Genomic DNA, 12,826 nt, shown 5'->3' on the forward strand with positions numbered 1-12,826 from the left:
AAAGTGTGCGGGTCTCGTTGTGGCGTGCGTGAAAAGAAGGCGCTGGAAATGATTGTCTGAAAAAGAATGTCGCAACGATACAACTTTCCCTACTTGACGAGCGCTTAATCGCTACAGCCAGACAATCTGGTACGCGCTTTGCAATTCAACCTCCGATGCAAAGGGCAGGCCGTGACGGTAACACCCTTTGCACGCGAAGGCTGTCATAGAACAGCCCATTGCGCCAATTGACCCAATAACAAGCCAATACGGGTCGGATACGCCTCAAAAGGGTGCGGTGCAATTCCGGCTCGATACAACAAGAGCGATTTGGAGGTTGTGAATGAAGATGTTGAAAACCACCCTGGCAGTCCTGACCGCTGCCGCTGCACTGGGCGCCGTGAGCAATGCCCAGGCCGGCGCCACCCTCGATGCGGTGAAGAAGAAGGGCTTCGTCCAGTGTGGCGTGAGCGACGGTCTTCCAGGCTTCTCGGTACCTGATGCGCAGGGCAAGATCGTTGGTATCGACGCCGATGTGTGCCGTGCCGTCGCCGCTGCCGTGTTCGGCGACGCGACCAAGGTCAAGTTCAGCCAGCTCAACGCCAAGGAACGCTTCACCGCGCTGCAGTCGGGCGAAGTCGACGTGCTGTCACGCAATACCACCTGGACCAGCTCGCGCGATGCCGGCATGGGCCTGGTGTTCGCCGGTGTCACCTATTACGACGGCGTCGGCTTCCTGGTCAACAAGAAGCTGGGCGTTTCCAGCGCCAAGGAACTCGATGGCGCGACCATCTGCATCCAGGCTGGTACCACCACCGAACTGAACGTATCGGACTTCTTCCGCGCCAATGGCTTGAAATACACCCCGATCACCTTCGACACCTCCGACGAAAGCGCCAAGTCGCTGGAGTCCGGCCGTTGCGACGTGCTGACCTCGGACAAGTCGCAACTGTTCGCCCAGCGCTCCAAGCTGGCCGCGCCGGGCGACTACGTGGTGCTGCCGGAAACCATCTCCAAGGAGCCGCTGGGCCCGGTGGTGCGTAAAGGCGACGAAGAATGGTTCAGCATCGTCAAGTGGACCCTGTTCGCCATGCTCAACGCCGAAGAGGCCGGCATCACCTCGAAGAACGTCGAAGCCGAGGCCAAGGCCACGAAGAACCCGGACGTCGCCCGCCTGCTGGGTGCGGACGGCGAGTATGGCAAGGACCTCAAGCTGCCCAAGGACTGGGTAGTGCAGATCGTCAAGCAAGTCGGCAACTACGGCGAAGTGTTCGAGAAGAACCTGGGCCAGGGTACCGACCTGAAGATCGACCGTGGCATGAACGCCCTGTGGAACAACGGCGGCATCCAGTACGCACCACCGGTGCGCTGATGGCTGCACCCTGCGGCGGCATCCTGCCGCCGCAGGTTGTTCGGAACCCTACTTTCCGGGGCACTTCATGCAAAATCGAATTGGCGCACAAAAGGGGTTATCCCTGAGCGATCCACGTGTGCGTGCGTGGCTGTTCCAGATCCTCACGATAGCCTTCGTGGTCGGTCTGGGCTGGTACCTGTTCCACAATACCCAGACCAACCTGCAACACCGAGGTATCACCTCGGGCTTCGACTTCCTCGAACGCAGTGCCGGCTTCGGCATCGCCCAGCACCTGATCCCCTACGTGGAATCCGACAGCTATGCGCGGGTGTTCGTCATCGGCCTGCTCAACACCCTGCTGGTGACCTTCATCGGCGTGGTCCTGGCGACCATCCTCGGCTTCATCATCGGCGTGGCACGGCTGTCGCCGAACTGGATGATCAACAAGCTGGCGACCGTGTACGTGGAAACCTTCCGCAACATCCCGCCGTTGCTGCAGATCCTGTTCTGGTACTTCGCCGTGTTCCTGACCCTGCCAGGGCCGCGCGGCAGCATCAACTTCCAGGACACCTTCTTCATCAGCAACCGTGGCCTGAACATGCCTGGTGCGTCCATGGCCGACGGCTTCTGGCCGTTCGTCATTGCCCTGGGCCTGGCCGTACTGGCCATCGTCGTGATGGTGCGCTATGCCAACAAGCGCTTCGATGAAACCGGCGAGCCATTCCACAAGTTCTGGGTGGGGCTGGCACTGTTCATCGCCATTCCGGGTGCCTGTGTACTGCTGTTCGGCGACCCGGTGCACTGGGAAGTGCCGCAATTGAAAGGATTCAACTTCGTCGGTGGCTGGGTGCTGATTCCCGAGTTGCTGGCGCTGACCCTGGCGTTGACCATCTATACCGCCGCGTTCATTGCCGAGATCGTACGTTCCGGTATCCGTTCGGTCAGCCATGGCCAGACCGAGGCCGCGCGCTCGCTGGGCCTGCGCGAGGGCCCGACCCTGCGCAAGGTGATCATCCCCCAGGCACTGCGGGTGATCATTCCGCCGCTGACCAGCCAGTACCTGAACCTGGCGAAGAACTCGTCACTGGCGGCCGGTATCGGCTACCCGGAGATGGTCTCGCTGTTCGCCGGTACCGTACTCAACCAGACCGGCCAGGCCATCGAGGTGATTGCCATCACCATGAGTGTCTATCTCGCCATCAGCATCAGCATTTCGCTGCTGATGAACTGGTACAACAAGCGCATTGCGTTGATCGAGCGGTGAGGATACGCCAGTGAATGCCCATGTTTTCAAACCCGACATGCCGCCACCGGTGAAAACCGTCGGCGTGCTCGCATGGATGCGGGCCAATCTCTTCTCCAGCTGGCTTAACACGCTGCTGACCCTGTTCGCCATCTACCTTGTGTGGTTGATCGTGCCGCCGATGCTGCAGTGGGCATTGCTCGATGCCAACTGGGTCGGTACCACCCGCGCCGACTGCACCAAGGAGGGCGCCTGCTGGGTGTTCGTGCAGCAACGTTTCGGCCAGTTCATGTATGGCTACTACCCGGCCGAACTGCGCTGGCGCGTGGACCTGACCGTGTGGCTTGCCGTGCTTGGCGCCGCGCCATTGTTCATCAAGCGTTTCCCGCGCAAGGCTGTCTATGGCCTGGGTTTCCTGGTGCTGTACCCGATCCTGGCCTACACCCTGCTGCACGGCGGCGTGCTGGGCCTGGAGAATGTACCGACCAGCCAGTGGGGCGGGCTGATGCTGACCCTGGTGATCGCCACCGTGGGTATCGTCGGTGCCTTGCCGCTGGGCATCCTGCTGGCCCTCGGGCGGCGCTCGAAGATGCCGGCGGTGAAGGTGGTATGCGTCACCTTCATCGAGTTCTGGCGCGGCGTGCCGCTGATCACCGTGCTGTTCATGTCATCGGTGATGCTGCCGTTGTTCCTGCCCGAAGGCATGAGCTTCGACAAACTGCTGCGGGCGATGATCGGCGTGATCCTGTTCCAGTCGGCATACATAGCCGAAGTGGTGCGTGGCGGCCTGCAGGCCATCCCCAAGGGCCAGTACGAAGCGGCCGCGGCCATGGGCCTGGGCTACTGGCGGGCGATGGGCCTGGTGATCCTGCCGCAGGCGCTCAAGCTGGTGATCCCCGGCATCGTCAACACCTTCATTGCCCTGTTCAAGGACACCAGCCTGGTGATCATCATCGGCCTGTTCGACCTGCTGAACAGCGTCAAGCAAGCCGCCGCCGACCCCGCCTGGCTGGGCATGGCCACCGAAGGCTACGTGTTCGCGGCCCTGGTGTTCTGGATTTTCTGTTTCGGTATGTCCCGCTACTCCATGCACCTGGAGCGCAAGCTGGACACTGGCCACAAGCGTTAGGAGTTTCGAAATGAGTGAAGCGATCAAGCAGCCTGCCGGCCCCGAAGGCATCATCCAGATGCAGGGCGTGAACAAGTGGTACGGCCAGTTCCATGTGCTCAAGGACATCAACCTGAACGTGCGCCAGGGCGAGCGCATCGTGTTGTGCGGGCCATCGGGCTCGGGCAAGTCCACTACCATCCGCTGCCTCAACCGCCTGGAAGAGCACCAGCAGGGGCGCATCGTGGTCGATGGTGTCGAGCTGACCAACGACCTCAAGCAGATCGAGGCCATCCGCCGTGAAGTGGGCATGGTGTTCCAGCACTTCAACCTGTTCCCGCACCTGAGCATCCTGGAGAACTGCACCTTGGCGCCGATGTGGGTGCGCAAGATGCCGCGGCGCAAGGCCGAGGAAATTGCCATGCACTACCTGGAGCGCGTGCGCATTCCGGAGCAGGCGCACAAGTACCCGGGGCAGTTGTCCGGTGGCCAGCAGCAGCGCGTGGCGATTGCCCGTGCGTTGTGCATGAAACCGAAGATCATGCTGTTCGACGAACCGACCTCGGCGCTGGACCCGGAAATGGTCAAGGAAGTGCTCGATACCATGGTGGGCCTGGCCGAGGATGGCATGACCATGCTTTGCGTGACTCACGAGATGGGCTTTGCCCGGACCGTGGCGAACCGGGTGATCTTCATGGACAAGGGCGAGATCGTCGAGCAGGCGTCGCCGGATGACTTCTTCGACCGGCCGCGCAGTGACCGGACCAAGTTGTTCCTGAGCCAGATCCTGCACTGACGCAAAAGGGGCCGCAAAGCGGCCCCATTCCTACTTCTCTTCCTTGGCCACCGCTGGCGCTGGCGGCGGCCGCAGCCCAACCTCGGCAACCAGCTTCAGCTGTTGCCCGTTGCGCATCACTTCGATGGTGATTTTCTCGTTGGGTTTGATCCGCGCCACCTGGTTCATCGATTTGCGTCCGTCGCCGGCCGGCTCGCCGTTGATGCTCAGGATCACGTCACCCAGCTGCAACCCGGCCTTCGCCGCCGGCCCCTCGCGGAAGATACCCGCCACGACGATGCCCGGGCGGTCCTTCATGCCGAACGATTCGGCCAGTTCCTGGCTCAGCGGCTGCACTTCGATGCCCAGCCAGCCACGGATCACCTGGCCGTGCTCGACGATCGACTTCATTACCTCCAGGGCCAGTTTCACCGGGATCGCGAAGCCGATGCCCTGCGAACCGCCGGACTTGGAGAAGATCGCCGTGTTGATGCCGATCAGGTTGCCGTTGGCATCCACCAGCGCACCGCCGGAGTTGCCCGGGTTGATCGCGGCGTCGGTCTGGATGAAATCTTCGTAGTTGTTCAGCCCCAGCTGGTTACGCCCAGTGGCGCTGATGATGCCCATGGTCACGGTCTGGCCGACTCCGAACGGGTTGCCGATGGCTAGCGACACGTCGCCGATGTGAATGGTGTCGGAGCGGCCGATGGTGATCGCCGGCAGGTTCTTCAGGTCGATCTTCAGCACCGCCAGGTCGGTTTCCGGGTCGCTGCCGATGACCCGGGCCAAGGTCTCGCGACCGTCCTTCAGGGCCACCACGATCTGGTCGGCGCCGCTGGTCACGTGGTTGTTGGTCAGCAGGTAGCCTTCGGGGCTCATGATCACGGCTGAGCCCAGGCTTGATTCCCAGCGGCGCTGTTTGGGCAGGTTGTCCCCGAAGAAGCGGCGGAACTGCGGGTCTTCGAACAGCGGATGCGAGCTCTTGTTCACCACCTTGGTGGTGTACAGGTTGGCGACCGCCGGGGCGGCCAGGGTCACGGCGTCGGCATAGGACACGGGGCCCTGCATGATCCGCGAAGTCTGCGGTGCCTGTTGCAGGTTGACGTCCTGGCTGGGCAGGCCGACCCATTCCGGAAAACGCTGGATGATCAGCATGGCGACCAGTACGCCGGTAAGCAGGGGCCAGCCAAAGTAACGCAAAGCCTTGAACATGAACGAATCCTGGAAAGAGCGAAGACCGGTGGGCGCGCGGTGGAGCATGAGCGCGCGCGATCATACACCGGTTCCCCCAGTGCCCGCGACGGCCCATAATGGCCGGCATTATACGGGCGTTGCATGGGCGTTGTGCCCGATAAAAATGCAGATTCGAGGAGATTTTCATGGCCGTCGCACTGAACACCCTGGTCGAGGAAGCCGAGCGTTACCTGGGCAGCGCGAAGATCCAGGATTACTGTCCCAATGGCCTGCAGGTCGAGGGCCGGCCGCAGGTCAGCCGCATCGTCAGCGGAGTCACTGCCAGCCAGGCGCTGCTGGATGCGGCGGTCGAGGCCGAGGCCGACCTGGTGCTGGTGCACCATGGTTATTTCTGGAAGGGCGAAAACCCGTGCGTCACCGGCATCCGCCAGCGCCGGCTGAAGACCCTGCTGAACAACGATATCAGCCTGCTGGCGTTCCATCTGCCGCTGGATGTGCACCCGGACGTGGGCAACAACGTGCAGTTGGCGCGGCAACTGGACATTACTGTCGAAGGTCCGCTGGACCCGGAAAACCCCAAGGTGGTCGGGCTGGTCGGTTCGCTGGCCGAACCGCTTACCGCGCGTGACTTCGCCCGTCGTGTGCAGGAGGTGCTGGGGCGCGAGCCGTTGCTGGTCGAGGGCGAGCAGATGATCCGCCGGGTCGGTTGGTGCACCGGCGGCGGGCAGGGCTATATCGACACCGCGATTGCGGCCGGGGTCGACCTGTACCTGACCGGGGAAGCCTCCGAGCAGACCTATCACAGTGCGCGCGAGAACGGTATCAGCTTCATTGCTGCCGGGCACCACGCTACCGAACGCTATGGGGTGCAGGCGCTGGGCGACTATCTGGCACGGCGGTTTGCCGTCGAACATCTGTTCATCGATTGCCCGAATCCTATCTGACAGTGGTATGGGTTTTTCGCGGGCGTGGCCGCGAACAGGCCGGACCTGCCAGCTCGAAACTTCAGTCATATGGTTAGACTTTTTCGATCTAGCCGGCCTCCTAAATAGAAGCACTCGCTGTGATAAAGTGGCTCGCTCGAATACGGCCCGCAGGCCGTCCATAAGATCGTTTTTCGTGAGTAGCCATGGTCGACAAACTGACGCACTTGAAACAGCTGGAGGCGGAGAGCATCCACATCATCCGCGAGGTGGCCGCCGAGTTCGACAACCCGGTGATGCTGTACTCGATCGGCAAGGATTCCGCCGTGATGCTGCACCTGGCGCGCAAGGCCTTCTTCCCGGGCAAGTTGCCGTTCCCGGTCATGCATGTCGACACCCAGTGGAAATTCCAGGAGATGTACCGCTTCCGCGACAAGATGGTCGAGGAAATGGGCCTGGAGCTGATCACCCACGTCAACCCGGAAGGTGTGGCGCAGGGTATCAACCCGTTCACCCATGGCAGCTCCAAGCACACCGACATCATGAAGACCCAGGGCCTGAAGCAGGCGCTGGACAAATATGGCTTTGATGCCGCCTTCGGTGGCGCGCGCCGCGACGAAGAGAAGTCGCGGGCCAAGGAGCGTGTTTACTCATTCCGTGACAGCAAGCACCGCTGGGACCCGAAGAACCAGCGCCCCGAGCTGTGGAACGTGTACAACGGCAAGGTCAACAAGGGCGAGTCGATCCGGGTCTTCCCGCTGTCGAACTGGACCGAGGTCGATATCTGGCGATACATCCAGGCGGAAGACATTCCGCTCGTGCCGCTCTATTACGCCGCCGAGCGCCCCTATGTGGAGCGCGACGGGATGATGATCCTGGCGGAAGATCCGCGGCTGGAACTCCAGCCCGGCGAAGAAATCCAGCACGGCATGATCCGCTTCCGCACGCTCGGCTGCTTCCCACTCACCGGTGCGATCCGCTCGACGGCATCCAACCTCGAAGAGGTGATCGCGGAACTGGAAATCGCAACCGTTTCCGAACGACAGGGCCGCGCCATCGACCGTGACCAGTCCGGCTCCATGGAAAAGAAGAAGCGCGAGGGATATTTCTAAGATGAGCGCCACAGCTACAGCCACAACTACGCCCGTCGCTGCTTCGGCGAATGTCATTCCCTTCGCCGAATCCGCCGCCCGCGTTTCGCGCGATACGCGGCCGCTGCGCCTGATCACCTGCGGCTCAGTCGATGACGGCAAGTCGACCCTGATCGGCAGGCTTCTCTGGGACACCAAGGCGGTCAAGGAAGACCAGGCGGCGACGCTTGCGCGTGACAGTGGCGCGCAGAACGATCTCGGCCTGCCGGATTTCGCGCTGCTGCTCGACGGCCTGCAGGCGGAACGCGAACAGGGCATCACGATCGATGTCGCCTATCGCTATTTCTCCACGGATCGCCGCTCCTTCATCGTCGCCGATACACCCGGCCACGAGCAATATACCCGCAACATGGTGACCGGCGCCTCTACCGCCGATCTCGCCATCCTTCTGGCTGACGCCCGCGTCGGCCTGCTCGAACAGACCCGTCGGCACGCAACGATCGCGGCGCTGATGGGCATCCGGCAGTTCGTGCTGGCGGTCAACAAGATCGACCTGATCGGTTACGACAAGGCAGTGTTCGAAAAGATCGCGGCCGAATTCCGCGAATTCGCATTGGCACTCGGTGTGCGGCAGATCACCGCCATTCCGATGTCTGCCTTGAAGGGCGAGAATGTCGTTCTCTCAGGCAATCAGGCGATGCCGTGGTATGAAGGCCCGACGCTGATCGAAGCGCTGGAGCTTGCCACCAGCCGTTCCACCCAGGCCGGCGGTTTCCGCCTCCCCGTGCAACGTGTCGTGCGCCCCGGCGAGAGTTTTCGCGGTTATCAGGGTACGGTATCAGGCGGCGCGATCAAGCCGGGTGACTCGGTTGCGATCCTGCCTTCGGGCACCGTCGCCAATGTGAAGCAGATCGTCACCTTCGATCTCGTGCGAAATGCAGCAGTCGCCGGCGATGCGATCACGCTCGTTCTCGACCGGCAGGTGGATGTGTCGCGTGGCGACATCATTGTCTCCATCGATGGCCAGCCGATGACCGGCACATCCTTCGACGCGCAGCTCGTGTCGCTTCAGCCGGGCGGCATCGAGCCGGGCAAGCGTTACTGGCTGAAAAGCGGCTCGCGCCGGCAGCGGGTAACGATCGAACCCACGTTGCAGCTCGATCTGTCGACCGGACAATGGAAGCCGCATGCCTCGCTGCTTTCGATGAACGCGATCGGCAAGGTGCATCTTTCCTTCGAAGAACCGGCGGTGTTCGATGCCTATGAGCAGAACCGCGCCACCGGCGCCTTCGTCCTGATCGATCCCGACACGCTGAATACGGTCGCTGGCGGCATGGTTACCGCCAAGCGCGCAGATGTCGGCGGCATCCATCGCGGCAAGGAAGGTGAACAGCGCATCGTGCTTTCGCTGCCTGCGGATTTGGCCGAACAGCTGATGGCAAGTGAATTGTTCGCATCACGCCGCGACGAAGCGGAGATCAGGAGACTGACGGCCGCAGAAGCAGCCGAGTTCTTCTCCAATGCCGGAAGCGATATCTGACTGCAAGAATGTCATGAGGGCGGCGCAAGCCGCCTTCCTGTTACGACAAGTGCGTTGTAACTCTCAGCGCCAGTAGCTCTCAGATCACAAATTACCGAAACAAAAAAGCCCGCGAAAGCGGGCCTTTTCATCTGCGTTCGTTGCTTTGCAGCCGATAATGCTAGGCTGAGCTGCTTTTGCTCAATGGCGCAACAAGTGGCTGCAGCTAGAAAACAAACATGTAGAGCAGAACGATTACAAATATAGGAACTCCCATTGCCCACAATGCGATACCTTTAAGCATAGTCACCTCCATCGGTTTCGATGGGCTGATAACGCCGGCTCTCTTCAGCTGTTCCCAAAAATGAGAATACAGGATCTGCTGGTTCGAGATTCATCGATCCCGGACGTGGTAGTGGAGGCGGCAGCGAAAGGATTTAAATAGACTGCACACATGCAAACTGAGACGTCCAGATCGCGCAGACAAACGCGTTCTTAAGCCCAAGCGATGAAACAGTCCGCAATCGGTCCGTTTATCAGAAAAGGAATTCTTCGGAGAAAGTGTTTCGGGAGTTGAAACCTTTGCTCGGAAAGGCTTTTGACTGGTCGGAGTGGCAAGATTCGAACTTGCGACCCCCACGTCCCGAACGTGGTGCGCTACCAGACTGCGCTACACTCCGTGACCAGTGGCGCCTCTATAGAACAGCATTTTTCCTTCGACAAGCACCGTTTTCGAAAAAAATGTGACAAGGCTTAATTCGTTTGTCGCACCTCGTGGAACTGCCGTGAATCCGTTGCAAAAAAGCGGCGCTTCAAGAATTTGATGTCAAAGCCGTCCCGTGATCTCGCGGTGAGCCAGGAAAATCTGCTAGCTGGAACATGACATATGTCCCGCAGGCATTGCTTGGGGACCAGCCCATCACACAAGGATTTTCACGGATCATGAGCCGCCGCCTCATCGCATCGACCGCCCTTCTCGCACTTGCACTTTCCAGCTGCACGACCGTTACCATAACCGACAGCCCGATATCCAAGCGCTGGGTCGGCCATTCTGCCGGCGAGTTCTTTGCAAAATACAATCCGCCGCTCGATGACGTTACGTCCGGCTCCAGCACAGTCTATAGCTGGCGCGGCGGCTACAAGCGCATCAAGCTGGAGAACGGCAAGAGCGCCAGCGTCAGCTGCTCGGCCAAGATCACCGTTTCCTCCGATTACACGATCCGCAATATCGAGATCACCGCCGACCGCCCCGGCGCAACCGGACCGAGCTACTGCGAGGAACTGCTGGCCGGCGCGTAACAGCACCTGTAGAGACTTGCGTAGCACCGCTCCCCGGACCGGTGCTACGCTTCAGAACACGCGCGATGGCTGCAAATCAGGGTAGCCTTCTGGAGCCGCCATTGTTTTTGGTAGCATAAACCGCCGATTTGACATAATTTGGCGTCAGTTTTCGGCCGTTCTTCAACCAGGGTTCCCAGACGCGCTTGTCCTATCTAGCAACTCACGCTCGTGTCGTCAGCGCATTGGTAATGCGTGAAATGTCGACGCGCTTCGGAGCAAAGCCGGGCGGATATCTCTGGGCCTTCCTCGATCCGGTGAGCCATATCGTCTTCCTGTCCGTCATCTTCATGGCGATCGCCCATCTGCCGCCGCTTGGAACCAGCTTCCCGCTGTTCTTTGCCACCGGTTATATCGGCTTCCAGTTCTACCAGGCGCTGGCCGGTTATCTGAACAGTGCCGTCAGTGGTAACAAGGCCCTGCTCAGCTATCCGAGCGTGGCGCCGATCGACACGGTTGCTGCACGCTACGTGCTGCAGATCGTGACGACGACAATCGTCGCCATCGTTGTGCTCGGTTATATCGTGTTCACGGTCCGCCATCCCGTTTCCATCCATCTGCCGCCTATCCTGGAAGCCATGGTAGCGGCGAGCCTGATCGCGCTCGGCATCGGGCTCGCGAATGCAGTGCTGTTCGTCATGTACCCGATATACGAAAAGCTTTATGGCATCGTCACCCGCCCGCTTTTCCTCGTCTCCGGCGTATTCTTCCTGCCCGACTCACTGCCACCGATCGCCAAGGATGTGATACTTTTTAACCCTTTGGCTCATATCGTCATGCAATTCAGGACCGGATTTTATCCGCAATACCGGGCAGCCGGATATGACGGGTTCTATGTCTGGAGTGTCGCGGCCTGCCTGGTATTCATCGGGCTTGTGCTATTTACGACATCCAGGGGAAGGCTGAGAGACCGATGATCCGATTGGAGCGCGCAACCAAAGAGGTGCGCATGAAAGGCGTGAGAAAGATGATCATCGACAATGTGTCGGTGACCTTTCCGCGTGGCAAGAGCATCGGGCTTTTGGGCCGTAACGGCGCGGGAAAGTCGACGCTGCTTCAGATTATCGCAGGTACGCTCGAACTCGACCGCGGCCGCATCATCCGGCAGGGAAAAATCTCCTGGCCGCTGGGCTTTCAGGGCAGTTTCCAGGGCAATCTTTCCGGCGAGCAGAATGTCCGCTTTGTCGCCCGCATCTATGGCGTGAATACCGACGAGCTGGTTGCCTATGTTGCCGAATTCGCCGAACTAGGGCAATTCTACCATGCGCCTGTCAGAACCTATTCTTCGGGCATGAAGGCTAGGCTGGCATTCGGGGTGAGCATGGGAATCAATTTCGACTATTATCTGGTCGACGAAATCACCGCCGTGGGCGATACCAATTTCAAGCGGAAATCGCAGCAGACCTTCAAGGAAAAGCTGAGCAATTCCGACGTGATCATGGTCTCCCACAGCACCGGAACGTTGCGCGACTATTGCCAGACCGGCATCGTTCTGGAAAATGGACAGATGACCTACTACGATGACATCAACGAGGCCATCGCCGTGCATGAAAGCAATATGAAGAGGCACTGACTTTGAACCAGACGGCTCCAAACACCGTATCAGGCAATCAAGTTGCTCTGCCCTCCGAGAACGGCCAAGCCGCGCCGAAGAGCAGGAACCTGCGCCTACTGGAATCGCTGCTCGAACGCCCTGCGTCCGTGCCGGCTCCGTCTGTCCAGCCTGCCCAACCGGCATCGCCTGAGATCACGATAGACCCCGCATCGCCGGAACCTGTCAAGCGGGGTTGGTTGTCAGCACTGAAAACGCGGCATATGGCGATCGTTGGCGGTTTTCTCGCCCTGGTCGCAGTGCCTTCAGTTGTCAGCACCGGTTACATGGCCTTCATCGCGGCCGACCAGTATCACAGCTTCTCGTCCTTCTCCGTGCGCAGCATCGAAGCCGCACCGTCGAGCGACCTGCTCGGAATGTTCTCGCAAAGTTCATCCGGCAGCACGCTTTCCGATTCCTACGTACTGGTCGACTTCATCCTGAGCGAGCGGATGGTTCAGATGGTCGACGAGGCCTTTGGCCTTGATGCGGTATTTGCACGCCAGGGCATGGATTTCTTTTATGGTATCAGCCCGGATATGCCGATCGAAGACAGGCTGGCCTATTGGCGCAACATGGTGACCGTGAATTTCGACCAGACCTCGGGCATCATGGACCTGCAGGTGAAGGCATTCAGCCCGGAAATGTCGCAGAAGGTTGCCGATTTCGTCATCGCCCAGAGCGAAAAGCTGATCAACGACCTGTCGCTGA

12 protein-coding genes and 1 tRNA gene are annotated in these 12,826 nt (G+C 60.2%); 11 read left to right on the plus strand and 2 right to left on the minus strand.

From position 1 onward, the window contains the following. Positions 1-322: 322 nt before the first annotated feature. From B4L76_RS03710 to B4L76_RS03725, 4 genes are all read left to right on the plus strand, one after another. Positions 323-1,351 (plus strand): amino acid ABC transporter substrate-binding protein, encoded by a 1,029-nt coding sequence (locus B4L76_RS03710; protein ID WP_296230582.1) that lies wholly within the window; start codon positions 323-325, stop codon positions 1,349-1,351. A 67-nt stretch (positions 1,352-1,418) separates the two neighbouring features. Next, positions 1,419-2,597 (plus strand): amino acid ABC transporter permease, encoded by a 1,179-nt coding sequence (locus B4L76_RS03715; protein ID WP_296230583.1) that lies wholly within the window; start codon positions 1,419-1,421, stop codon positions 2,595-2,597. 10 nt (positions 2,598-2,607) lie between these two features. Then, the gene (locus tag B4L76_RS03720; protein WP_296230584.1) at positions 2,608-3,705 is read left to right on the plus strand and encodes an amino acid ABC transporter permease; all 1,098 of its coding nucleotides are present in this window, start codon (positions 2,608-2,610) and stop codon (positions 3,703-3,705) included. A gap of 10 nt (positions 3,706-3,715) precedes the next feature. Continuing rightward, on the plus strand, positions 3,716-4,480 hold the full coding sequence (locus tag B4L76_RS03725; RefSeq protein WP_170032466.1) for an amino acid ABC transporter ATP-binding protein: 765 nt from the start codon (positions 3,716-3,718) through the stop codon (positions 4,478-4,480). Positions 4,481-4,510: 30 nt separating this feature from the next. Here B4L76_RS03725 and algW read toward each other — a convergent pair whose 3' ends face one another. Continuing rightward, positions 4,511-5,671 (minus strand): Do family serine endopeptidase AlgW, encoded by a 1,161-nt coding sequence (gene algW / locus B4L76_RS03730; protein ID WP_296230585.1) that lies wholly within the window; start codon positions 5,669-5,671, stop codon positions 4,511-4,513. Positions 5,672-5,838: 167 nt separating this feature from the next. Here algW and B4L76_RS03735 point away from each other — a divergent pair, with 167 nt between their 5' ends. The 3 genes from B4L76_RS03735 (at position 5,839) to cysN (ending at position 9,207) form a co-directional block, all read left to right on the plus strand. Then, entirely contained in the window at positions 5,839-6,597 is a 759-nt protein-coding gene (locus B4L76_RS03735; protein WP_296230586.1) for a Nif3-like dinuclear metal center hexameric protein, read from the plus strand. A 185-nt stretch (positions 6,598-6,782) separates the two neighbouring features. Then, on the plus strand, positions 6,783-7,688 hold the full coding sequence (gene cysD, locus B4L76_RS03740) for a sulfate adenylyltransferase subunit CysD (RefSeq protein ID WP_296230587.1): 906 nt from the start codon (positions 6,783-6,785) through the stop codon (positions 7,686-7,688). A gap of 1 nt (position 7,689) precedes the next feature. Further along, a complete protein-coding gene (gene cysN / locus B4L76_RS03745) occupies positions 7,690-9,207 on the plus strand; it encodes a sulfate adenylyltransferase subunit CysN (RefSeq protein WP_296230589.1) in 1,518 nt (505 codons plus the stop codon). A 582-nt stretch (positions 9,208-9,789) separates the two neighbouring features. Here the strand turns inward: cysN and B4L76_RS03750 are convergent. Further along, positions 9,790-9,866 (minus strand) — tRNA-Pro (locus tag B4L76_RS03750). A 262-nt stretch (positions 9,867-10,128) separates the two neighbouring features. Here B4L76_RS03750 and B4L76_RS03755 point away from each other — a divergent pair. From B4L76_RS03755 to B4L76_RS03770, 4 genes are all read left to right on the plus strand, one after another. Continuing rightward, positions 10,129-10,485 carry a hypothetical protein gene (locus B4L76_RS03755; protein WP_148144033.1) on the plus strand — a complete coding sequence of 119 codons (357 nt, stop codon included), beginning with the start codon at positions 10,129-10,131 and terminating at the stop codon, positions 10,483-10,485. Positions 10,486-10,709: 224 nt separating this feature from the next. Further along, on the plus strand, positions 10,710-11,441 hold the full coding sequence (locus B4L76_RS03760) for an ABC transporter permease (protein ID WP_296230603.1): 732 nt from the start codon (positions 10,710-10,712) through the stop codon (positions 11,439-11,441). Then, positions 11,438-12,097, plus strand: a complete 660-nt coding sequence (locus tag B4L76_RS03765; protein ID WP_148144035.1) for an ABC transporter ATP-binding protein — start codon at positions 11,438-11,440, stop codon at positions 12,095-12,097. Before B4L76_RS03760 ends, B4L76_RS03765 begins: the two co-directional genes overlap by 4 nt. 2 nt (positions 12,098-12,099) lie before the next feature. After that, the coding region (locus B4L76_RS03770) for a hypothetical protein (RefSeq protein WP_296230593.1) at positions 12,100-12,826 on the plus strand (727 nt) is incomplete at its 3' end.

Source organism: Pseudomonas sp. UBA4617 (assembly GCF_002386445.1).
Classification (GTDB): domain Bacteria; phylum Pseudomonadota; class Gammaproteobacteria; order Pseudomonadales; family Pseudomonadaceae; genus Aquipseudomonas.

Bases quoted from the DNA above. Each gene is read 5' to 3' on its own strand.
- B4L76_RS03710 (WP_296230582.1), top strand. From the start codon at position 323: ATGAAGATGTTGAAAACCACCCTGGCAGTCCTGACCGCTGCCGCTGCA.
- B4L76_RS03715 (WP_296230583.1), top strand. From the start codon at position 1,419: ATGCAAAATCGAATTGGCGCACAAAAGGGGTTATCCCTGAGCGATCCA.
- B4L76_RS03725 (WP_170032466.1), top strand. From the start codon at position 3,716: ATGAGTGAAGCGATCAAGCAGCCTGCCGGCCCCGAAGGCATCATCCAG.
- algW (WP_296230585.1), bottom strand. From the start codon at position 5,671: ATGTTCAAGGCTTTGCGTTACTTTGGCTGGCCCCTGCTTACCGGCGTA.
- B4L76_RS03735 (WP_296230586.1), top strand. From the start codon at position 5,839: ATGGCCGTCGCACTGAACACCCTGGTCGAGGAAGCCGAGCGTTACCTG.
- cysD (WP_296230587.1), top strand. From the start codon at position 6,783: ATGGTCGACAAACTGACGCACTTGAAACAGCTGGAGGCGGAGAGCATC.
- cysN (WP_296230589.1), top strand. From the start codon at position 7,690: ATGAGCGCCACAGCTACAGCCACAACTACGCCCGTCGCTGCTTCGGCG.
- B4L76_RS03755 (WP_148144033.1), top strand. From the start codon at position 10,129: ATGAGCCGCCGCCTCATCGCATCGACCGCCCTTCTCGCACTTGCACTT.
- B4L76_RS03765 (WP_148144035.1), top strand. From the start codon at position 11,438: ATGATCCGATTGGAGCGCGCAACCAAAGAGGTGCGCATGAAAGGCGTG.